A 21,439-nucleotide genomic window follows, 5' to 3' on the forward strand; every position below is an offset into this window, starting at 1 on the left:
ATGTAACTTCCGGGCGGACGGTCCCGACCGGCGCAAAAGTGGTCCTCGCACGGGTCCGGGGCCGATCAACACGGGTGGTGCGCCCCGGCCTCGTACCGCATTTCAAGCTCGTACCTCGTTGTCCTGCAACGAATTCCGTGAGCAGCCGCGCGGGATGCCTGTCGGCCGGTCCGGCGCCACCGCGCGATCTCCGACACGTCATCAACTCGTCACAAGCGCGGGCGTCGCGACGGGCTGCGGGGCCCGCTCAGATCCCGCGCAGCGCGGCGCCCAACAGGGCCACGCCCACGACCATCAACACGACCGACGTGACCAGGTTGCGACGGCGCTGGATCCACAGTTTTGCTCGCGCCAACGCCGGATCGATCCGGGCACCGAACAGCACGTACGCCAGGACCGGCGCGGTGACCGTGCAACTTGCCAGCACCGTGTAGAAGCCGATGGCCACCGCCGCCGCGAACCCGCCGGCCACGGTGGCGCCGATCAGCACCCCGGCGGCGCCGTTGGCGGCCATCATCTTCGGGTTGGCGAGCACGAAGACGGCGCCGATCGCGGCGGCGCCCACCCACGAGAGCCGGGCAATCCGGGCCTCCCAGCGCGGTTGGGCACCGGCGTCGTCACGCCGTGCCCACAACCACGCCCCGAGCCCGACGCACACCGCGCCGAAAACGCCCAGCAGCCAGGCCGTCACCGCGGGATCCGGCTGTGCGAAGCGGTCCGCGAGCCGTGGGACCTGAAGGAACACCGCCGTGGCCGCAGCCAGCGCCACCAGCCGGCCCAGCAGGAACGCGACGCTCGCGGGCCGCGGCCGGTCGTTGTGCAGCAACAAGACCAGCACGGCGACGATCGAGACCGGTGACAGGGCGACCACCATCGCCGGCGCCGTCAACTGCCCGAACAACGCCGCGGAGAGACCCGTCATCTGCTTCTCCTCCGACGTGCGCACGCGCGGTAGCCATCCGGTGCCGGCCTACCGGCGCTTGCGGCGCCCCGGGCGGGCACAACGACTCTAATGGGTGGCCGTAGCCCCCGGGCCGTCGGCAGCCGAACGAGCCGATGCCGACTTCAGCAGCGGCCCAAGGGATTAATCACCGAGGATTAATACGGCGGGCATTTGGTTACCCACCGACCATGTCGAAATCCACCACAACCGCACGTATCGACGACGCAGCTCCCGGCGACATCATCGCGCTCGACCGCGGCGCCGGCGGGCAGGACTTCAAGGTGGTCCACAAGGAAACCGTCGACTCGGGGTTCCTCATCACGCTGGAGGGCGACGACGGCGAGACCTGCCAGCTGGAGATGGCACCGGGCACCCCCGTGACGCGATCGCTGGAAGCCAAGTGGGAGTCGACGCAGAGCCCGACCATGAACTCGGAGCCGTGAGCCCCGACGTCGACGGCGAGAACCGCTGACCTGCCGCACCGTCCGCCGGCAATCCGCGGTGCCCTCGGCAATCCGCGGCTAACGTCGAACGAATGACGGCGGCCGGCTCGCGTCTCACCCGGCTCTGGGCCGTCGGGACGATCGTGTGCACCCTCGCCTCCTGCGGGCAACCCCCGGACCCGTCGCCGACCGGCGACCCGTCACCAGCACGGGTCGCCGCCGCATCGGCGCCGCGGCCGGCTGCGGCCCGCATCGTCGGGCCTGCCGAGTTCGCACCCGTCTACCACCTTGTCGAGGCGGCGGTCGCGGCCGGTCGGTTGCCGGGCGCGGTGGTGCAGGTGGGCCACGGCGGCGAGGTGGTCCTGCGGCGGGCGTTCGGTTCGCGCAAACTCACCGGGGAGCCCGGCTTGGACGGTTCGCCGTCGCCCGCCGAGCCGATGACCGAGGACACCATCTTCGACCTGGCTTCCCTGACGAAACCGCTCACGACGGCGACGGCCATCCTGCGGCTCCACGAGGACGGGTTGGTTCGGCTCGACGAGCCGGTCCAGACGTACCTGCCCGATTTCAATCCCGACCGGGACCCGCGGCGCGCGCGGGTGACGTTGCGCATGCTGCTCACCCACACCTCCGGGATCGCGGGAGATCTGAGCCTGGACGGGCCGTGGGGGCTGGACCGGCCCGACAAGGCCGAGGGGATCCGTCGCGCGCTCGCCGCACAGGTGGTGTCCGAACCGGGAGAACGGTTTCATTACTCCGACATCGGTTTCATTCTGCTCGGCGCGCTGCTCGAGAAGATCACCGGCGAACCCGAGGATGTTCACGTCGAGAAGGCGATCTTCGATCCGTTGGGCATGTCGGACAGTTACTACCTTCCCGTAGCCAAAGCCTGTGGGCCGCACCGGGTCCGCGGCACCGCGGTCGCGTTCGACCCGGCCGCCGGTGACGTCGACGAGTGCCCGCCCGGCAGCTGGCACACCGCGCTGCTGGCCCGCGTCGCGCCCACGGCCCTCGACGAGGACACCCCAGGGCGCAACCCGGACTTCGGACACCCGCTGCGCGGCACCGTGCACGATCCGACGGCGCGGCGGATGGGCGGGGTGGCCGGCAGCGCCGGGTTGTTCGCAACGGCGCACGACCTGGGCCTCTACGCGCAGGCCCTGCTCGACCGGCTCGCCGGCCGACCGAGCCGGTTCCCGCTGACGCGGGCGAGCGCGCTGCTGATGACGACCCCGCAGCAGCCCGGCGACACCGGTGACCTGCGCGGGCTGGGCTGGGACATCGACACCGCGCACTCCGCGCCGCGCGGGCGGATCTTCCCGGTCGGCAGCTTCGGCCATACCGGGTTCACCGGGACGACGCTGTGGCTGGACCCCGGGTCGAACACCTACGTGGTGGTCCTCGCCAACGTGATCCACGTCCGCGGGGCGCCACCGATCGCGAATCTCAGCGGCGAGGTGGCCACGGCGAGCGCCCGGGCCCTGGGGCTCTACGGCAATTGACGGGTGAGCGCGCCGAGTGGGTATTCCCTGACCCATGACGAAGACGCCGAGCCCCGCGAACCCCGACGACCAGCCGAACACGGTGGTGATTTTCGCCCCGCTGCCCGTGTTGACCGTGACGGTCGAGGACCGCTCCGGGGTGCCGGACATCCATGTGCACGCCGGCGGGCAGGGGGTGTGGCAGTCGCGGATGGTGTCCTCGCTCGGGGTGCGCGTCGTGCTGTGCGCCGCGCTCGGCGGCGAGACCGGCGACGTGCTCAACCACCTGCTGCCCATTCAGGACGTCAGCGCGCGGATCGTCCCGGTCAGTTCCCGCAACGGCGCCTATGTGCACGACCGGCGCAGCGGCAGCCGCGAGATCGTCGCGGAAAGCCCTGGCAGTCCGCTGGACCGCCACGAACTCGACTCGCTCTACGAGCTGACCCTCACCGAGGGCCTGGGCCACGGCTGGGTGCTGCTGTCCGGGCCACAGGAGGACGATGTGCTGCCCGCCGACCTGTACCGGCGCCTGGCCACCGACCTCGGCGCCAACGGTTGCAAGGTGGCGGCGGACCTGTCCGGCGAGCGACTCGAGGCGGTGCTGGCCGGCAAGCCCCACCTGATCAAGGTGAGCCACGAGGAACTGCTCGACGACGGCCGGGCGAAGTCCGAGGATGCCGACGACCTCGTCGCGGCCATGCGCGCCATGCGGGAGGAGGGCGCCGGCACCGTCGTGGTCTCCCGGTCGGGTGCGGCCCCAGCGCTGGCGCTACTCGACAGTGCGGACACCAAGGGCTCCAAGGGCGGCGACGTCGTCGAGGTGGAGATGCCCAAGCTGGAGCCCGCCGACCCCGCCGGGGCGGGAGACTCCATGACCGCGGGCATGGTGGCCGCGCTCGCGTGCGGTCGGCCGATGCGCGAGGCGCTGCAGGTCGGCGCGGCGTGCGGTGCGCTCAACGTGGTCCGGCACGGGCTGGGCACCGGCGGGGCGCGGGCGGTGCAGACCCTGGCCGACCGGGTCGAGTTGCGGCCGTGGGAGTCCGGGAAGTGACGAGCAGTGCCGTCAGAGATCTTGGGCGGCAACGGGATACGTGGCAGCCAGGAAGGGAGGACGACACGTGCGACGCGCACTGGTGACCAACGACGACGGAATCGATTCGCCCGGTTTGCACGCGCTGGCGGTTGCGGCGCGGGAGGCCGGCCTGGAGGTGGTGGTGGCCGCCCCCGTCGAGCAGTCCAGCGGCGCGAGCGCGGCCCTGACCGCGGTGCGCCGGGACGGCCGCACAGTGGTCGAGCGGCGCGAGCTGCCGCAACTCGACGGCGTGGAGGCCTGGGCCGTGCACGCCCAACCCGGACACATCGTCGCCGCCGCGCTCAACGGCTGGTTCGACCCGGCCCCCGACGTGGTGCTGTCGGGAATCAACCACGGCGCCAACGTCGGTCGCGCCGTGTTGCATTCGGGTACCGTCGGCGCCGCGCTCACCGCGACGATCAACGGCGCCCGCGCGCTGGCGGTGTCGCTGGACGTGGCGCTGTACCCCACCGGCGAACGACATTGGGCCGCCGCCGCGGGCCTGCTGGCACCGGTGTTGGAGGTGGTGCGCGAGGCACCGGAGGACACCGTGTTGTCCCTCAACGTCCCCGACCGACCGGCCGACGAGCTGGGCCCGATCCGGCCGGCTCAGTTGGCCCGGGGCGGCGCCGTGCAGACCCGCGTCGACGAAGTGCGCGACGGCGACCTGCGTTTGGCCGAATTCGAGATCGCCGACGAGCCCGAGGAGGGCACCGACAGCGCGCTGCTGGCCGCGGGGCATCCCACCCTCACGGCGCTGCGGTCGGTCGATGCCGACGACAGCGAGCTGGTGCTCGACTGGCTGGGGGCGTCGTCGGGCGTCGACTCACACTGAAACCGCCCGAACGCCAGCCGATTCAGGGTAGGCCGGCAGCACGTCACGATCGCGGTCCTGCGGATTCCAACTTTGCCTACGGCGACCATTCCTCGGCCCCGACGCTACGCTGTTGCCCGTGGCAGCACCGTGGTCGACGAGTCGGCTGGGCAACCTGGCTGGAAAGCGCGTCATCGTGACGGGGGCGACCAACGGCGTCGGGCTGGGGACCGCGCGCGGCCTCGCGCACGCCGGCGCGCACGTCATTCTGGCGGTCCGCAACACCGACCTCGGCGCGCAGCGCGCCACGGAGATCGGCGGCTCGACGTCGGTCATCAAGCTCGACCTCGCCGATCTGGCTTCGGTGCGCGCTTTTGCGGATCAGCTCGACGGTGACGTCGACATCCTGATCAACAACGCCGGTGCGCTGACCGAACGCCGCCGCGACACCGTCGACGGATTCGAGATGACGCTGGGCACCAACCTGCTGGGCCCGTTCGCGCTGACGAATCTGCTGCTGCCGCGAATCCGCTCACAGATCATCAACGTGGGCTCCGATGCGCACCGCTCGGCCACCCTGCGCCTCGACGACATGCACCTGCGGCACCACAAGTGGACGCCGATGGGCGCCTACGCCCGGTCCAAGCTGGCGGTGATGCTGTGGGGTCTGGAGCTGGACCGGCGGTTGCGGGCCGCCAACTCTCCCGTCGTCACCCACCTGACGCATCCGGGTTGGGTGGCGTCCAACCTGTCGCAGGTTTCCGACAAACCGGTGTTCGCGGTGACGCACAAGGTGGTTCGCGCGGTTGCCGACCGGTTGGCCAACGATATCGACGCGGGCGCGGCGCCGACCCTGTACTGCATCAGCGAGCCGATCCCGCCGGGCAGTTACGTCGGGGTGAGCGGACGGCTCGGGCTGCGCGGCGGCCCCGTACTGATCGGCCGTTCGGTGCTCGCCTGCGATTACGACGCTGCGGCGCGGGTGCTGGAGTTCGCGGAAAACGAGACCAACACTGCGCTTGCGTTGCCCTAGCCGGGACCTACCCGGGCAGTTTGATGACCGCGGTGTACATCTCCACCATCGGGCGGTAGAGGTCGATGTCGTCGAGCTGACTACTCAGGACCACCGAATCACTCGTGGCGATCAGCGCGCGGGCGAACATCTCCGGCGAGATCAGCAGAGTCGCGCCCAGCTTGGCCATGCTGTCGACGATGAAGTCCGCCAGTTGGTCGACGACCTCCGAACGCTTGGCGGCGACCCGCTCCCGGGCCTCGGGGTTGCGCTGCAGGTAAAGGGTGAACTCCAGGCCCAGCGCGGCGTGCTCGGCGCCGCGGTCGATGCTCAGTTCGCGCCAGCGCTGGGCGATTTCGTCGAGTTCGTGCGCTCCGACGCTGGCGGCCGAGGCCATCACCTCGGCGAAGTTGTCGAAGTAGCGGCGCCAATACCGATCACTGACCGCGAGGAACAGCTCCTCCTTGGTGGTGAAGTGCTTGTAGATGGCGCCCTTGGTGTAGCCCGCCGCGAACGCGATGTCGTCGAGAGTCGCTGCGGTGAACCCTTTTTCGCTGAACACCCGCTCGGCGGCGTCGAGCAGCAGCGACCGGGTGCGCTCGAGGCGCCGCTCCCGTGTCCAGCGCTCTACCATGCCCCGAGTCTGCCACAGGATCTAAGAAACTATTGAGTTCTTCAGATACCAGTGGGTATATTTCTGCCGATTGCGCCCAGTGCGACGCAACCGAGGAGGCGTGATTGTGAGCGAGCTGTCGGACAAGAAGTCCGCGACCACCGAGTCCCTGAGCAGCGTCGGGCGCTTGGACGCGCCGCCGCCGGCGGCGCCGTCGGCACGACGGGTGAGAATCTGGGCCACCGCGGGCGGGTTGATCCTGGCCTTCCAGATCTACGTGTGGATTCGGTGGATCACCGGCCCCTACTTCCAGCGAGTGGACCCCGGGCCGACGGACCCGCCGACGTTCATGAAGGTCGCCCTGATGGTCTGGCAGATCGGCTCGCCGGCGCTGTTCCCGGTGGCCATCTGGTGGTTCATCATCCGCCCCTGGCGACGCGAGCGGCGGATCACCTTGGACGGCATGATCATGGTGTCCACGGGCCTGTTCTTCTTCCAGGACCCGCTGCTCAACTACATCAACACCTGGTGCACCTACAACGCCTGGGCGTTCAACATGGGCTCCTGGGCGCCGCACGTCCCGGGCTGGATGTCCCCCGAGCGACCGGGTGCCCAGGTGGCAGAACCGTTGGGCATCAACGTCTCCGGCTACGCGTACGGCGTCCTGCTGTGCACCATCCTCGGCTGCTGGGTGATGCGCAAGGCGCAGAACCGCTGGCCCGGCCTCGGCACCAAGGGCTTGATCGGCGTCGCGTTCGCGTGGGGATTCGTCTTCGACTTCGTTATGGAAGGCCTCATCTTGATGCCGATGGGGATGTACACCTTCCCCGGCGCCATCCAATCGCTGTCGATCAACGCGGGCACCTACTACCAGTGGCCGATCTACGAGGGGCTGATGTGGGGCGGGGTCCAGGCCGCGCTGTGCTGCCTGCGCTTCTTCACCGACGACCGCGGCCGCACCGTGGTCGAGCGCGGATTGGACAACATCCGCGGTGGCTTCGCCAAACAGCAGTTCATCCGGTTCCTGGCGATCTTCGCCGCGGTGAGCGCATCGTTCTTCACCTTCTACATCATCCCGGCGCAGTTCATGGCCACCCATGCCGACCCGTGGCCGGAGGACGTGCAGAAGCGCTCCTACTTCACCTCGGGCCTGTGCGGCGACGGCACCGACCGACCCTGCCCGGACCCGTCGCTCCCCATCCCCACCAAGCACTCGGGCTATGTGAACTTCGACGGTGAGGTCGTGATGCCCGAGGGCGCAGAGGTACCCCCGCGGATACCGCACGAGGGACGGTGACGCGGTGTCGACGAACAATCACGCCGCCGTGATGGAAAGTCGTTCGCCCGCACCGTTCTACCGCAGCGTGGGAGACGAGTCCGAGGTCTTCCGCGCCGCGGCACGGCGCGGCTCGCCAGTACTGCTCAAGGGGCCGACGGGATGCGGCAAGACGCGGTTCGTCGAGGCGATGGCGCACGAACTCGGCCGCGACCTCATCACCATCGCGGGTCACGAGGACATGACCTCGGCGGACCTGGTGGGCCGATTCCTGCTCAAGGGCGGCGAAACGGTCTGGGTGGACGGCCCGCTGACCCGGGCCGTGCGCGGCGGGGCCATCTGCTACATCGACGAGATCGTGGAGGCCCGCCAGGACACCACCGTGGTGATCCACCCCCTGGCCGACCACCGCCGCGAGTTGCCGATCGACCGCTTGGGCACCACGTTGGCGGCCGCGCCCGGTTTCCAATTGGTCATCTCGTACAACCCCGGCTACCAGAGCGTGCTGAAAAGCATCAAGGAGTCCACCCGGCAGCGGTTCGTCGCCATCGAGTTGGATTTTCCGCCCCCGCCGGTGGAGACCGAGATCGTCGCGCACGAGGCCGGGATCGACGCCGAGACCGCCCGGGTGCTGGTGTCGATCGGCACCGCCATCCGCAACATCGACGGCTCGCCGCTGCGCGAGGTGTCGTCCACCCGGATGTTGATCCTGGTCGGCGGGCTGGTCGCCGAGGGGTTGAGCCTGCGGCGCGCGGTGCAGGCCGGCATCGTGGAAGCCCTGACCGACGACCGCGACGTGATCCGGGCGCTCGGTGAACTGGTGGATGCCCACCTGCCCCGGCCGTGACCGAACCGGAGCGGCATGACCCCGGCCGGCTGCGGTTGCTGGCCGGCCATCTGGCCGGTCGTGCCGTCGACGTCGCCGAGGCGCCCGCCGGGCAACCGCCCTACACCGACGGCCGCGTGGTCTTCGTCTCCGCGGGCGGCGCCCTGGAGCAGCATCGTCGCGAGGTGGTGGTGCAGGCCGCCCTGCTGGGCGCCGGCAGCCTGGATCCGGGGCTGGTCCGCCAGCTTCGCGCCCGGGGTGGGCTGGCCAAGCGCTACCTGGCCGTCGAGGGCCGCCGGGTACTGACCGACCTCGCCGACCGGCTGCCCCTGGCGGCAGGGCTGTGTCCCGACGGCGCACCCGCGACGGCGTCGCCCGCCGAGTCGCTCGAATTCGCCCGCGGCCGAACCAAAGTCGCCGATCCGCCGCCCTGGTTCGGCGTCATCAGACCGCTGCAGATCGCGCCGGCCGCCGCCGCGCCGAGCGAGCGCGCCACCGACGCGGATCTGCACTTCGAAATCGCCGCCGGCACCGCGGACGAAGATCCCGACGACGATGACGACGACGATGACGACGACGATGACGACGACGATGACGACGACGGCCCGGCCGAGGAAAGCAAGATCCTCAAACTGTTCGACAACCCATTGTTCAATTCCCAAGCGGTGGGCGACTTCCTACGCAAGCTGCTCGGCTCCTCCCCCGGATCCTCCGACAGTAGTTCGGGCGGCGCGGAACTGCGCGCCGGCGCCGCGCGCCGGGGGCGCGTGGCCGGCCCGGAGGCCCGTCCCCTGCCCACCCGAATCCACTTCACCGACGAGGCGAACCCCGGCGCCGCCGTCGGGGTCGGCGGCGCCCTGCACCCGGAGTGGGACGTCTTCAAGAACCGGTACCGGCCGCAGTGGTGCCGGGTTATCGATTACCCGTTCACCGCGCACGCGGACATGTCGGCCGCCGAGGTCGTCCCCGACGACGTGCTGCGACGGCGACTGTCGCGGATCGGGCTGGGCCCCAAAGCGTTACGGCGCCGGCCCGACGGTGACGAACTCGACATCGAAGCACTCGTCGACCTCTCGGTCGATCTGCGCTCGGGCTGGTCCCCGCCGGAGCACATCTACGTCGAGCACCGCAAGATCGCCCGCAATCTCGGCGTCCTGATCCTGCTCGACGCGTCGGGGTCGGCCACCGACGCCGACCCCGACGGGCTTGCCGTGCACGACCATCAGCGCCGCGCGGCCGCCACCATCGCGGCCACCCTCGAGGACCTCGGCGACCGCGTAGCCGTCTACGCCTTCCGCTCCAAGGGCCGCAACGCCGTGCACCTACCGGCAATCAAGACATTCAGCCAGCGGTTCACCGCCTTGAGCCGGGCGCGGCTCAACCAGCTGCAGCCCGCGAACTACACGCGGCTCGGCGCCGCCATCCGCGGTGCGGGAGAAATCCTCAAAACCGAAGCGGGTACCCCGAACCGGCTACTGCTGGTGCTCTCCGACGGCCATCCCTACGACGACGGCTACGAGGGGCGCTACGCCGAGGCCGACGCGCACAAGGCGCTGGAGGAGTTGCGCGCCGACGGGGTGGCCTGCCTGTGCCTGTCGCTGAGCACCTCCGCGGACAGCGCGGCGTTGCAGCGGGTCTTCGGCTCGGCCAGCCACGCCAGCGCGCCGACACTGGGCGGGTTGTCCGACCGGATGGACCAGCTGTTCCTGGCGGCGCTGCGCGAGCTCGCCGCACCCAGCCCGACGCGGTGATCGGCTCGGAGTCAGGCGACCTGGCCGACGTGGGCCGCCGACTCGCCGATGGTGGCCGAGGCGTTCGCACCGATCATGGTGCGCAACAACTCTCGATGCTCGCGGCGGCCGCGCTGGTCGGCACGCTCCATACCGCCCGGCAGGCCGAGCGCGGCGGCGCTGCGCGCGAGGTTCACCGGCATTCGCAACAGCGGATACCACGGCAGCGCGTAGGACGGCAGGCCCAGGTCGCGCACGGTGCGCCGGCCCAAGAACGCGCTGGTGATCGACAGGTGCTGGGCGCGCGCGATCCGGCGCCGCAACCCCGGCAGCGCGTCGTAGTGCCAGGCCAGCGGGTCTTCGACCATGGGCGCCGCCAGCTGTTTGGAGGATTCGTCGGGCTCGGCCAGCGCGGACAGCGTGTGCGCCAAAACCCGGACGCTATCGCGGAAACTCCGTGGCAGCCATTGGTCCTCGACCCCGATGAGCCAGCCGACATAACGCGTCAGATGAGCGACCGCGCCGAACTCCGACGGCGAGAGCACGACTCCCATGCCGATGGCGCCCACGGCGGGCGCCACCAGGGCGCCGACCAGCGTCGCGGCCATGTCGGTCTGGTTGACCGGCAGGCCCCACTCGTCGGCGCGCCAGTCCGGCATCGCCGATACGTGCCGCCGGACGAACGAGTGGATGAGCCGTACCCGGATGGTGGACTGGTAGCCGACGCCGAGGCGCTCGAGGCCGCCCTCCGAGATGACGTCCATGGCCCACTGCATGGTTTCGGCGAAGCGCTTGTTGGACCCCTTCTCCAGGGCGCCGGTACGCAGCAACGTCTTGTTGAAGCCGGAGAACTGATAGCCGCCCAGCAGGGACACGTCGCGGGCGATGTACATCCCGTCGGCGCCGCCGCGGCGCAACGCGCGCTGCCCCTTGCGCAAGAGACGGACATCCACCCAGTCCGGCAGCGTCTCGACGGATTCGAAGAAGTCGCGGAGCGGCGCCGGGGCGTCGGGGACGGCGGCGATACCGTCGCGCAGGGCCCGCTCGAACAACGGGCGGGTCTGCTCCATGCCGGCATCCGACATCCATTCGACTAGCCGGTCCATGGGCTCGTCGCCGACGGTGAGTCGTTCGCCGAGCATCTGCCACTGCTGCGGCGTCGGGTCCTTGATCGCCAGCGCGGTCGCGATGGCGCGCACGCCGGCGGGGATCGGCCGCGGACTTTCGGGATGACGAGTCGGGATGGTCACGGTCGGTCCTCTCGCGCTCACCTTTGACAACGCTCGTAGTCAGAAGGTTAGGCGCGCGGCTACCGCGCTGTCAACGCAGGGGGGCCGACGCCCCTGCGCGAGCGGGCGTGTCCCCGGCCGACACACTGGGCAGATGCCGTGATCTGCGCACGCTCGAGGGGTGGCCGTGCGCACATCGTCCGGCACCGCGCCAACGTGCATTCAGTCGGGCGCGGTCAGCCGGTGAATCCCTCGCCGTTCACCGACCGGTCGTGGTGGCTGTAGGTCAGCGGAATCTGCCTGCCACGGGCGATCTTGTTCAGCATGCCGATCCGTGCGCGCGCCGCCGCCCCGGTCTTCTTCTTGCGCTCCCGGATCGGATTGGAGAACGGCAACCGGTCGGTGATCATCGCGATTCCGACATTGAGCCGGGTGAAGTTCGTGAAGAGCCGCACCCGGCGCTCGAAGTTGTAGCCCAGCGGCTCGAACAGTGTGCCCTCGATCATCGCCTCGATCTGCCGATACCCGAACACGACGCCGGCCGGAGCCAGGGCGATGGTCGCGGTGATCTGGTTGGCGTAGCGGGCCACCAACTTCTTGACCCAGTCGGGCTGCGTCTCGGTCAGGGTCTGGATGTGGTCGGGTCCGGCGATGGCGTCGACGAGTTCGGCGCGCCACGGCGACGGGTTGCCGCCCCGGGCCAGGACGTAGTTCAGCGACTTGATCAACTCCACGCCGTCGGCGGAATGGAGGCGCTCCGGCGCGCCCCACAGCCGCCCGTTGTACGACGAGTACTCGGCGAGGTCGTCGAGTTGTTGGCGGGTCAGTTTGCGCCCGAACGCATGGTCGACGAGCCGCCCGAGCAGCATTCCGCTGCCGAAGCCGAGCAGCGACGTCACCGGGATGGGCTCGCCGAACTTGAGGTAGACCTTGTCGCCCCACTTGCGCCGCAGCCCGCGGCTGACGATGGCGTGCATCAGTCGCACGCGCACCACGTCCTGGAAGGCTTCCGAGTGCCGGTCGAAGATGTCGGGCAGGGTGAACTGCGAGAACACCCGCGCCGTCTCGAGGAAACGGCGCGGCCCGTCGTCGGCGAACCGCCCGGTGGCGCCCGTGGACGCGGAGATGTCCCCGGTCATCGCCGTCTCGTAGAACGCCCAGCCCTGGATGATGGTGGTGGCCGCCTGCGTGCACGACATCGCCAGCATCCGGCCCCGCTCGGCGGCGACGAGGTCGAACTGGTCGGCCAGGCCGTCCAGGTGCTCGAAGAGTTCGACGAACTCCGCCGGCGGGTCCTCCAGCGTGTCGATGCCCTGGGTCAATGCCTGCTCGAACAGCGCTCGGCCCTTTTCGTGGCCGAGGCGCTCGAACGCGTCGACCGCGCCGATCATGTGTTCGTCGGCCTGCCAGAAATAGTCGTCTCGGAGCCGGGTGATGGTGTTCGGCTCAGCCTCCTTGTCGATGTCGATCCACTCGCCGAACATGCACTCCCGCATGTGACGCCACTGCGCGGCGAAGTGGTCGCGCCCCGGTGGGATGGGCCGCAACGGCCGATCCGGGTGGTCGCGGCGGTTGAACTCCACGTCCTCGAGCAGGATTTCCGGACGCTCACCAGTGACAGTCATGAACCGAGTCCAATCTCAGCGAGTACAGGGCACTGATTACGACGTTAGCCCAGTGGCGCAACTATGTGAACCGGCGTTCTCGACGGCCTTCGCCAGACGCCCGGGACCCCGGCGCACCGTCGGCGCGCCGGGGTCCATCCTCATTCGGGTCCGATCAGCCCGCGAGCAGGGCATCGATCTGGTTGATCGCCTCGCGCGAGCCCTCCTCCACACCCATCTCCAGAACCTGCTGCAGGCCCTCGGCCGATTCGTACCGGCTGACGTAGGTGACCCTGGTGGCGCCGTCGCCGACGGGTTCGAAGGTGTACACGTTGTGCGAGACCGGCATGTCGGCCGCCGGCTTCAGGTCCTCGTCGGCGAACCCGTCGTCGAAGGCGAAGCTGCGGGGCTCGTCGACGGCCGTGACCTTCCACCATCCGCCGTACTTCTCGCCGTCGGGTCCCGTCATGAAGTACGTCACGGTTCCGCCCGGGCGCAGCGCATGGTCCACCACCGTGGCCGGAAATCCGGGTGGGCCCCAGATCTTCTCGAGTTGCCGCGGATCGGCGTAGATCTGCCAGACCCGCTCGACCGGTGCGGTGAATTCCGCCGTGATGGTCAGGGTGAGATTGTCGATGTCCTTGCTGATATCGGTGACAGGCATGGTTACTCCTTGTTGAGTAGATCGTCGATGCGAGCGATGCGGCCACGCCAGACGTCCTCGAGCTCGGTGAGCATCGATGAGACCGAACGCAGCGCCTCCACCTCGCCGCTCGCCAATTGCTCTCGCCCCTGGCGACGCTTGGAGATCAGGCCTGCCTTCTCCAATACGGCGACGTGTTTCTGCACGGCGGCAAAGCTCATGTCGTAGTTCGCCGCGAGTGCCGAGACCGAGTGCTCCCCGGCCAGTACCCGACGCAGGATGTCCCGCCGGGTCCGGTCGGCCAAGGCGTGGAAGAACGCGTCCGCTCTGTCCTCGTCCCGGTCGGCCACGTCCCCAATGTACAACCGATCGGTTGTACATTGTCAAGAGATTTGTGGAGTCTTCTGCGAATGGCCTCGCCAGTGCCAGCGGCTCGTCACACGGCCGTGCTTGTCGAATCGGCCCACACCCCGTCAGCGGCTGCCGCCAGCGGCTGAAACACAGCGAACCGGAACAGCACGTCGAGAATGACCTTCGCAATGGGATCCCAGGGCATGACGATCAAAGTTTCCTCTGAGGCGGAGCTCAGCGGGGTCGCGGTGCCGGGGCCCGCCGGGTCATAGCTGGGCGTAACACCGTCGAACATGTCGTTGATCCACTCGCCGGCAAGGACTTTGACGGCATCGATGTTTTCCGGCGTCGAAAATCCCGCGATGAGGTACTCGGCGATTTGCAGGATCGGATTTCCACCCTGCAACGCATCGATGTGGCGGCCCCCGATGAGCATCACCCCGTTGAAGCTATCGGGCCGCGCCTGCTGCAACTGGTCCGCCACAATGCCGTCGAGATTCCAGGTGTAGCGCTCGGAGGAGATGTTGAGCACGGGCCGGAAGTTGTCGCCGCGCAGCCGCGCCAACCCCTCCGGAACTGCGTTGTCCGCGTCTACGGCGTCGAGGAGCACCACCCCTCTCAAGTTTCGGATCGTCGCGTCGTCCATCTTTTCCGCGGCGCCCATGACCAGGGTCCCGCCCAACGAGTGACCCACCAGCACGTACTCGTCCGGCAGCACTCCGACGTATCCGGCCTCGGCGGCACTGGCTGCCAGCTCGGTCCGGTCATCACGGAACAGGGCGGCCACATCCTGCTGAAGCGGGCCACCACCGATCCAATGCGCGTCCGGAACAAAGAGATTCGATGACAGTGACGGCGCGACGACGATGCTGTTGGTGCTCTCGGCAAGGTGGGCCGCGGTGTAGCTGTACATCGGGCCAGTAGCCATGAACCCGTGCTGCAGGTAGATCAACCGGGTCTCTTCGTCGATCTCGTCGGGGAAGTACCAATCAGCGCGGACCGTCTTGCCCGATTCGGACAGCGCCAGAGTCGAGGTCCGAACGGCCACGGTGCTGTTGGGCGGTAACACCGGCGGGCCGGAAAGGGTTTGCAGCGCCGCGCCCAGCAGGGAGAACACCACCGACCCGATCACGTTCACCGGCCCGGCCGGATGAGGATGCCGCAGCGTATCGAGACCCTGTCGCAAAGATCCGGCCACTCCGATCGCGGTCGCCCGGATGCCGGTTGCCGCGATCTGGACCTGATTGCCGCTCGCGAGGAAAGACCGCTGCCCGGCGTCGTCGGAAAGATCCTCTGGAGCAGTTGATTCCACTTCACCGGCGGTGGTGTTCGCCGCGCGCTCCAACACCGCATCGGCCGCCGATCGGACCGCATCGAGTGATGCTTCCACGCGCGACGGGGCATCCGGGCCGACTGCGGCCGCCGCCCGGGTTTCGGTGTCGACCGTTGCCGCGCGCGGGCGTTCGCTCTCCGTCCCCTGCGAGACCAGCGCCGTTACGAGCTCGCGAGCCCGGGCCTCGGCGCCTTGTATCCGGGAACGCAGGTCGGCGGATGTGGCATCGGCCGGTGGTGCTGCCGCCGGATCCTCAGGCGAAACCTGCTCCACCTCAGCAATTTCCGGAACCGACGGCGTCGGTGCCGCGACCTCCTGTTGCGGTCCAGCCGCGTCAGGTTCCGTCGCCGGCCCGTCGGGCACCTGCACTTCACGCATGCCGTCGGGATCGCCCGTGTCGCGCGGGTTCCCCAGGCGCTGGAATCTGTTGCCACGCAATCCGCCAAAGGGCCTCCCCACCTCGTCGGCTCGGGCGAACCGGGGCGCTCGCTCAAGCCGCCGGAGACTGCGGCCGGCGGGATCCGCGGGCGTTCCGACGGAATCCGCGGTCGCCTCAGAACGGACCCGTCGCAGCGACCTGTCCGCAGCAGCGGGGGCTTCATCTCGGGACCGAACGGCCTGCGCCGCCCTTCGACCTTCCTTGAGTCCGGCGAGCCTGCGCTCGGTCCGGTTGTCCTGGCGCGCGTCGGACTCGCGCTGGGACGAAGACTCCCCACCCCGACCGCCCTCGCCGGGCTCCGCTCCCGCCGCCGGGGCAATCGCTGTGGTCAACGCCAGCCACAGTGCGCCCACCACCAATGTCAGACCGAGAACCGTCGCTGGGGTGGTGCGGGGTCGAGAGGAACTCATGTGGGGTGCTCCTGTGTCGGGTCAGGCGTCCGCGCCACGTTAACCGCCCCGGTGCGCCCATCGGGGCGAAATTGAACAAATTCGTCAAACGTATATTTATCAACGTGCTGACCTTGGGATTCGGTCCGGCATACTGGTGGCAACCGGATCCTCGAGCAGGACGAGAGCCAGTGCCAACAGCCCAACGCCGCCCCCGGGGTCGACCGGCCGGCGGCGGAATCTCCGCCGATCAGGCCAAGACCGTGCTGATGGACGCAGCCGAGGAGTTGTTCATCGCGAACGGCTACCGGGCCACGACCATGGAGGCCATCGCCCAGCACGCCGGCTACTCGCGCGCCGCCATCTACCGGCAGTTCCCCAACCGCCGCGCGCTGATCGCGGCGATGGTCAACCGAACCACCCAGCACCACATGGCAGCGATGCTGCCCCGCCTGCCCGAAGGGGCCGGACTCATCACGGTCCTGGTCGAGGCGCTCGTCATCGTCGCCTCCGAACTGGTCGAGGACCCCCTGTTGAGGACCATCTCCGAACAAGCTCCCGATGGAACCATCGCCTCGATGATCGCCGAGGACCCGGCGCTCGTCTCATTGGTCGAGGCCACGGTCGCCGGCATGGGCACCGACGACTCGAACAGGCTGCGTCCCGGTCTGCGCGCGCACGATGTGGCGCAGTTCATCATCGCCACCGCGTTGAGCCTGCTGCTTCACACGGTGCCGGGCACGAGCGATCCGGACGTGACGCGCCGCTACCTGCAGACTTTCGTACTGCCGGCGCTGGTCCACAACCCCCCGCCGCCTTCGGGTGTATTTCCGCAACGTTGATCCCGCCCCGCATTCCGGGTCTCCACGCCGCCGGCTTGAGCAAGGATGTCGCCCCTGGCGTCTAGGATTCCTGCGGCCCCAATCTCGGCATCGACACGAAGGACCAGCAGTTGAGTTACACCGCCGCCGACATCACCGAACTCGATGATGTCCAGCACACCCGCCTGCGGCCGGCGGTGAACCTGGGGCTCGACGTGCTGAACACCGCGCTGCGTGAGCTCATCGACAACGCCATCGAAGAGGTCGCCGTGCCCAGCCACGGCGGCTCGACGGTCACGATCACCCTGCACGCCGACGGGTCGGTGAGCGTCGCCGACGACGGCCGCGGCCTGCCCGTCGACACCGATCCCACGACCGGGAAGAACGGCATCGTCAAGACGCTGGGCACCGCGCGCGCCGGTGGGAAGTTCTCCGCGCACACCGACGCTGCCAGCACCGGCGCCGGGTTGAACGGGATCGGCGCCGCGGCGGCGGTGTTCATCTCCGCGCGCACCGACGTCACGGTGCGCCGGGCCGGCAAGACCTATCTGCAGAGCTTCGGCCGCGGCTACCCCGGCACGTTCGAGGGCAAGGACTTCGACCCTGAGGCCCCGTTCACCCGCTCCGACACCCAGAAGCTGCGCGGCACCGGCAACCGCAAACCGGACCTGCACGGCACCACGGTCCGGATCCTGTTCGACCCCGCCGTCGTGCCCGACAACTCCATCGACATCGGCGAGGTGTTGCTGCGGGCACACGCCGCGGCACGGATGTCGCCCGGTGTGCACCTGGTGGTGAACGACGAGGGCTGGCCCGGCGAGGAGATCCCGCCGGCGCTGCTCGAACCGTTCGCCGGGCCGTGGGGCACCGACACCCTGCTGGACCTGATGTGCACCGCGGCCGGCACCCCCGCGCCCGAGATCCGCGCCGTCGTCGAGGGCCGCGGCGAATACACCACCGGCCGCGGCCCGACGCCGTTTCGCTGGTCGCTGACCGCCGGTCCCGCCGAACCGGCGACCGTGGCCGCGTTCTGCAACACCGTCCGCACACCCGGCGGCGGGTCGCACCTGACGGCGGCCATGAAGGGCCTGTCCGAAGCACTGGCCGACCGGGCGTCCCGGATCCGCGATCTGGGCCTGGCCAAGGGCGAGGAGGGCCCGGAACCGCAGGACTTCGCCGCCGTCACCGCCCTGGCCGTCGATACCCGGGCGCCCGATGTGTCCTGGGATTCCCAGGCCAAGACCGCAGTGTCGTCGCGGTCGTTGAACATGGCGATGGCACCGGACGTGGCACGCAGCGTCACCATCTGGGCGGCCAATCCCGCCAACGGCGACACCGTCACGCTGTGGACCAAGCTGGCGCTGGAGTCGGCCCGCGCCCGGCGCAGCGCGGAAGGGGCCAAGGCCCGGTCGCGCGCCGCGTCGAAGGCCAAGGGTCTGGGCACCAACCTGTCGCTGCCGCCGAAGCTGCTGCCCAGCCGGGAGACCGGCCGGGGCTCGGGCGCCGAACTGTTTCTGTGCGAGGGCGATTCGGCGCTGGGCACCATCAAGGCCGCCCGCGACGCCACGTTCCAGGCAGCCTTTCCGCTGAAAGGTAAGCCCCCCAACGTCTATGGCTTCGCCCTGAGCAAGGCGCGCGCCAAGGACGAGTTCGATTCGATCGAGCGCATCCTGGGCTGCGGCGTCCGGGACAGCTGCGATCCGGAACTGTGCCGGTACGACCGGATCCTGTTCGCCTCCGACGCCGATCCCGACGGCGGCAACATCAACTCGAGCCTCATCTCGATGTTCCTCGACTTCTACCGCCCGCTGGTCGAGGCCGGGATGGTGTACGTGACGTTGCCACCGCTGTTCGTGGTCAAGACCGCCAGCGAGCGGATCTACTGCCAGGACGAGTCCGAGCGCGACGCGGCGGTGGCCAAGATGAAGGCCGCCTCGAAGGGCCGGGTCGAGGTACAGCGCAACAAGGGCCTGGGCGAGATGGACGCTGACGACTTCTGGAACACCGTGCTGGATCCGCAGCGCCGCACGGTGATTCGCGTGCATCCCGATGACGCCGAGAAGAAACTGCACCACACGCTGTTCGGCGGACCCCCCGAGGGCCGGCGCACCTGGATGGCCGATGTCGCCGCCCGCGTCGACACCGCTTCCCTCGATCTCGACTAGAACCGTAGGTAGACACTGTGACCGCCACCCTGGATGTCCCCGAGCAGAATCCCGACCTGGTCCTCGACCAGAGCGCCGACGACTACTGGAACCTCTACCAGCTGACCTTTGCGCTCTACAGCGTCAGTGACCGCGCGATCCCGTCCGCCTACGACGGCCTGAAACCGGGGCAGCGGCGTCTGCTCTACCAGATGCACGACTCGAAGCTGTTCCCCGGCAACAAGCCCCAGAAGTCGTCGAAGGTCTGCTCCGCGGTCACCGGCAACCTGCACCCGCACGGCGGGGCGTCGATGTACGGTGCGGCGGCACTGATGGCCGCCGACTTCCAGCGCGTGAAAGTCATTGACGGCCAAGGCGCTTTCCCCCGCATCCAGGGCGACATCCCTGCCGCCGACCGCTATACCGAGATGCGGTTGTCCGCCCCCGGCGCCGCGCTGACCGCCGAACTCGACAGCCACGCCGTGCCGATGGTGGCGACCTTCGACGGCGAATGGACCGAGCCCACGGTGCTGCCGGCGCAGTGGCCGGTGCTGTTGTGCAACGGCGCGGTGGGCATCGCCGAAGGCTGGGCCACCAAGGTGCCGGCCCACAATCCGCGCGAGATCATGGCCGCCTGTCGCGCGCTGCTGAAGACCCCGAACATGACCGACGACCGGCTGATGAAGCTGATCCCGGGCCCGGACTGGGGCTGCGGCGCGCGGGTGATCGGCGAGTCCGGCCTGCGCGAGTACATCACCACCGGCCGGGGACAGTTCACGGTGCGCGGCACGGTGAGCGTCGAGGGTAAGAACTGCATCATCACCGAACTGCCGCCGGGCGTGGCGAGCAACACTGTGCAGGAACGGATCCGGGCCATGGTCGACTCCGGCGAGCTGTCCGGCGTCGCCGACATGTCGGATCTGACCGACCGCCGCAACGGGCTGCGCATCGTCGTCACCGCCAAACGGGGACACGACGCCGAGAAGATCCGTGACCAACTGCTGGCCCTGACGCCGCTGGAGTCGACCTTCGCCGCGAGCCTCGTCGCGCTGGACGAGAACCGGGTGCCGCGCTGGTGGTCGGTGCGGGAACTGATCGCCGCATTCCTGTCGCTGCGCGATTCGGTGGTGCTGCACCGCAGCGAATACCGGCTGGAGAAGGTCACCGCGCGACGCCATCTGGTGGCCGGCCTGATGACCATCCACCTGGACATCGACGCCGCGGTGGCCGTGATCCGTGGGTCCGAGACCGTCGACGAGGCCCGGCAGGGCCTGCAGGACCGGTTCAAGATCGACGCCGTGCAGGCCGACTACGTGTTGGCGCTGCAGCTGCGCAGGCTGACCAAGCTCGACGTCATCGAACTGCAGGCCGAGGCCGAGAAACTGGATGCCGAATTCGCCGAACTCACTGAGCTGGTGTCGAATCCGGACGCGCGGCGCAAGGTGATCGACAAGGAATTGGTGGAGACCGCCAAGCTGTTCAAGGGTCCCGAATACGATCGCCGCACCGTGTTGGACTTCGAGGCCACCCCGGTCAGCGCCGCCGACGACGGTCCGCGAGAGCGCAAGGTCAATGCCGCCTGGCGCCTCGATGACCGGGGCGTGTTCTCCGACAGCCACGGCGAGTTGCTCACCTCCGGGCTGGGGTGGGCGGTGTGGACCGACGGCCGGGTGAAGTTCACCACCGGCGCCGGCCTGCCGTACAAGATCCGCGACATCCCGGTTGCCCCGGACATCACCGGCCTGCTGCGCTCCGGCGTGCTACCCGACGGGTTCCATCTGGCCCTGGTGACCCGGCGCGGCAAGATCCTTCGTATCGACCCCGCCGCCGTGAATCCGCAGGGCGCAGCGGGTAATGGGGTGGCCGGAGTGAAGCTGGCCGCCGACGGCGACGAGGTGATCGCCGCGTTGCCGCTGTCGTGCGGCAACGGTGAGGCCATCCTGTCGATCGCCGAGAAGAGCTACAAGGTGACCGAGGCCGCCGACGTCCCGGTGAAGGGCCGCGGCGGTGCCGGCGTCGGATTCCACCCGTTCGTCAAGGGGGAGGACGCGCTGCTGTCGGCATCGGTGTCCGCGACCGGGTTCGTGCGTGGGAAGCGTTCCGTGCGCGCCGAGAACCGGGCCAAGGCGTCGATCAAGGGATCCGGCGCGGACGTGTCCCCGGCCGAGTAGCCCTGCCCCCCTGCGCGCCCTCCCCTGCGCGCCCAAAGGTGAGTTTGGGCCGCTTTGTGCGAGTGGGTTCAGGCGTTTCGTCGATCTCGATGAGCGGCCGGCACG

The 21,439-nt window shown here is 69.2% G+C and carries 18 protein-coding genes; 11 read left to right on the forward strand and 7 right to left on the reverse strand.

The genetic code is table 11. From position 1 onward, the window contains the following. Positions 1 to 247: 247 nt before the first annotated feature. Positions 248 to 922 carry a GAP family protein gene (locus tag R2K23_RS24195; RefSeq protein ID WP_316513262.1) on the reverse strand — a complete coding sequence of 225 codons (675 nt, stop codon included), beginning with the start codon at positions 920 to 922 and terminating at the stop codon, positions 248 to 250. A 209-nt stretch (positions 923 to 1,131) separates the two neighbouring features. Between R2K23_RS24195 and R2K23_RS24200 the strand changes: the two genes are divergently transcribed. The 5 genes from R2K23_RS24200 (at position 1,132) to R2K23_RS24220 (ending at position 5,786) form a co-directional block, all read left to right on the forward strand. Beyond that, positions 1,132 to 1,386, forward strand: coding sequence for a hypothetical protein (locus R2K23_RS24200; protein WP_316513263.1), 255 nt, complete (start codon positions 1,132 to 1,134; stop codon positions 1,384 to 1,386). 92 nt (positions 1,387 to 1,478) lie between these two features. Then, the gene (locus tag R2K23_RS24205; protein ID WP_316513265.1) at positions 1,479 to 2,888 is read left to right on the forward strand and encodes a serine hydrolase domain-containing protein; all 1,410 of its coding nucleotides are present in this window, start codon (positions 1,479 to 1,481) and stop codon (positions 2,886 to 2,888) included. A 34-nt stretch (positions 2,889 to 2,922) separates the two neighbouring features. After that, entirely contained in the window at positions 2,923 to 3,918 is a 996-nt protein-coding gene (locus R2K23_RS24210) for a 1-phosphofructokinase family hexose kinase (protein ID WP_316513266.1), read from the forward strand. Between the two features lie 67 nt (positions 3,919 to 3,985). Further along, a complete protein-coding gene (gene surE, locus R2K23_RS24215) occupies positions 3,986 to 4,774 on the forward strand; it encodes a 5'/3'-nucleotidase SurE (protein WP_316513268.1) in 789 nt (262 codons plus the stop codon). A gap of 118 nt (positions 4,775 to 4,892) precedes the next feature. Further along, on the forward strand, positions 4,893 to 5,786 hold the full coding sequence (locus tag R2K23_RS24220) for an SDR family NAD(P)-dependent oxidoreductase (protein WP_316513270.1): 894 nt from the start codon (positions 4,893 to 4,895) through the stop codon (positions 5,784 to 5,786). A gap of 7 nt (positions 5,787 to 5,793) precedes the next feature. Here the strand turns inward: R2K23_RS24220 and R2K23_RS24225 are convergent, their stop codons facing one another. Beyond that, on the reverse strand, positions 5,794 to 6,399 hold the full coding sequence (locus R2K23_RS24225; protein ID WP_316513271.1) for a TetR/AcrR family transcriptional regulator: 606 nt from the start codon (positions 6,397 to 6,399) through the stop codon (positions 5,794 to 5,796). A 106-nt stretch (positions 6,400 to 6,505) separates the two neighbouring features. Here R2K23_RS24225 and R2K23_RS24230 point away from each other — a divergent pair, with 106 nt between their 5' ends. Genes R2K23_RS24230 through R2K23_RS24240 form a run of 3 tightly spaced genes read left to right on the forward strand, consistent with a single transcriptional unit; the run spans position 6,506 to position 10,231 of the window. Further along, positions 6,506 to 7,675 carry a spirocyclase AveC family protein gene (locus tag R2K23_RS24230; RefSeq protein WP_316513274.1) on the forward strand — a complete coding sequence of 390 codons (1,170 nt, stop codon included), beginning with the start codon at positions 6,506 to 6,508 and terminating at the stop codon, positions 7,673 to 7,675. 31 nt (positions 7,676 to 7,706) lie between these two features. Further along, positions 7,707 to 8,501: a CbbQ/NirQ/NorQ/GpvN family protein gene (locus tag R2K23_RS24235; RefSeq protein ID WP_316517537.1), complete on the forward strand. Its 795-nt coding sequence runs from the start codon at positions 7,707 to 7,709 to the stop codon at positions 8,499 to 8,501. Continuing rightward, on the forward strand, positions 8,498 to 10,231 hold the full coding sequence (locus R2K23_RS24240) for a nitric oxide reductase activation protein NorD (protein ID WP_316513276.1): 1,734 nt from the start codon (positions 8,498 to 8,500) through the stop codon (positions 10,229 to 10,231). Before R2K23_RS24235 ends, R2K23_RS24240 begins: the two co-directional genes overlap by 4 nt. 11 nt (positions 10,232 to 10,242) lie before the next feature. Here R2K23_RS24240 and R2K23_RS24245 read toward each other — a convergent pair whose 3' ends face one another. The 5 genes from R2K23_RS24245 to R2K23_RS24265 all read right to left on the reverse strand — a co-directional run bounded on the left by R2K23_RS24245 (position 10,243) and on the right by R2K23_RS24265 (position 15,748). After that, positions 10,243 to 11,460 (reverse strand): oxygenase MpaB family protein, encoded by a 1,218-nt coding sequence (locus R2K23_RS24245; protein ID WP_316513277.1) that lies wholly within the window; start codon positions 11,458 to 11,460, stop codon positions 10,243 to 10,245. Positions 11,461 to 11,675: 215 nt separating this feature from the next. Then, positions 11,676 to 13,064, reverse strand: coding sequence for an oxygenase MpaB family protein (locus R2K23_RS24250; RefSeq protein ID WP_316513279.1), 1,389 nt, complete (start codon positions 13,062 to 13,064; stop codon positions 11,676 to 11,678). A 154-nt stretch (positions 13,065 to 13,218) separates the two neighbouring features. After that, complete coding sequence (locus tag R2K23_RS24255; protein ID WP_316513281.1) at positions 13,219 to 13,707, reverse strand: SRPBCC family protein; 489 nt, start codon at positions 13,705 to 13,707, stop codon at positions 13,219 to 13,221. A 2-nt stretch (positions 13,708 to 13,709) separates the two neighbouring features. Further along, positions 13,710 to 14,036, reverse strand: coding sequence for an ArsR/SmtB family transcription factor (locus R2K23_RS24260; RefSeq protein ID WP_316513283.1), 327 nt, complete (start codon positions 14,034 to 14,036; stop codon positions 13,710 to 13,712). An 86-nt stretch (positions 14,037 to 14,122) separates the two neighbouring features. Then, positions 14,123 to 15,748: an alpha/beta fold hydrolase gene (locus tag R2K23_RS24265; protein ID WP_316513285.1), complete on the reverse strand. Its 1,626-nt coding sequence runs from the start codon at positions 15,746 to 15,748 to the stop codon at positions 14,123 to 14,125. A 641-nt stretch (positions 15,749 to 16,389) separates the two neighbouring features. Between R2K23_RS24265 and R2K23_RS24270 the strand changes: the two genes are divergently transcribed. The 3 genes from R2K23_RS24270 (at position 16,390) to R2K23_RS24280 (ending at position 21,334) form a co-directional block, all read left to right on the forward strand. Then, positions 16,390 to 17,040: a TetR/AcrR family transcriptional regulator gene (locus tag R2K23_RS24270; RefSeq protein WP_316513287.1), complete on the forward strand. Its 651-nt coding sequence runs from the start codon at positions 16,390 to 16,392 to the stop codon at positions 17,038 to 17,040. Positions 17,041 to 17,150: 110 nt separating this feature from the next. Beyond that, positions 17,151 to 19,184: a toprim domain-containing protein gene (locus R2K23_RS24275; RefSeq protein ID WP_316513288.1), complete on the forward strand. Its 2,034-nt coding sequence runs from the start codon at positions 17,151 to 17,153 to the stop codon at positions 19,182 to 19,184. Positions 19,185 to 19,201: 17 nt separating this feature from the next. Next, positions 19,202 to 21,334 carry a DNA gyrase subunit A gene (locus R2K23_RS24280; protein ID WP_316513289.1) on the forward strand — a complete coding sequence of 711 codons (2,133 nt, stop codon included), beginning with the start codon at positions 19,202 to 19,204 and terminating at the stop codon, positions 21,332 to 21,334. The last annotated feature ends 105 nt before the right edge of the window (positions 21,335 to 21,439 follow it).

Origin of the sequence: Mycolicibacterium sp. MU0050 (genome assembly GCF_963378085.1) — a bacterium.
Lineage (GTDB): Bacteria > Actinomycetota > Actinomycetes > Mycobacteriales > Mycobacteriaceae > Mycobacterium > Mycobacterium wendilense.

Bases quoted from the DNA above. Each gene is read 5' to 3' on its own strand.
- R2K23_RS24195 (WP_316513262.1), bottom strand. From the start codon at position 922: ATGACGGGTCTCTCCGCGGCGTTGTTCGGGCAGTTGACGGCGCCGGCG.
- R2K23_RS24200 (WP_316513263.1), top strand. From the start codon at position 1,132: ATGTCGAAATCCACCACAACCGCACGTATCGACGACGCAGCTCCCGGC.
- R2K23_RS24205 (WP_316513265.1), top strand. From the start codon at position 1,479: ATGACGGCGGCCGGCTCGCGTCTCACCCGGCTCTGGGCCGTCGGGACG.
- R2K23_RS24210 (WP_316513266.1), top strand. From the start codon at position 2,923: ATGACGAAGACGCCGAGCCCCGCGAACCCCGACGACCAGCCGAACACG.
- R2K23_RS24225 (WP_316513271.1), bottom strand. From the start codon at position 6,399: ATGGTAGAGCGCTGGACACGGGAGCGGCGCCTCGAGCGCACCCGGTCG.
- R2K23_RS24235 (WP_316517537.1), top strand. From the start codon at position 7,707: ATGGAAAGTCGTTCGCCCGCACCGTTCTACCGCAGCGTGGGAGACGAG.
- R2K23_RS24250 (WP_316513279.1), bottom strand. From the start codon at position 13,064: ATGACTGTCACTGGTGAGCGTCCGGAAATCCTGCTCGAGGACGTGGAG.
- R2K23_RS24255 (WP_316513281.1), bottom strand. From the start codon at position 13,707: ATGCCTGTCACCGATATCAGCAAGGACATCGACAATCTCACCCTGACC.
- R2K23_RS24265 (WP_316513285.1), bottom strand. From the start codon at position 15,748: ATGCGTGAAGTGCAGGTGCCCGACGGGCCGGCGACGGAACCTGACGCG.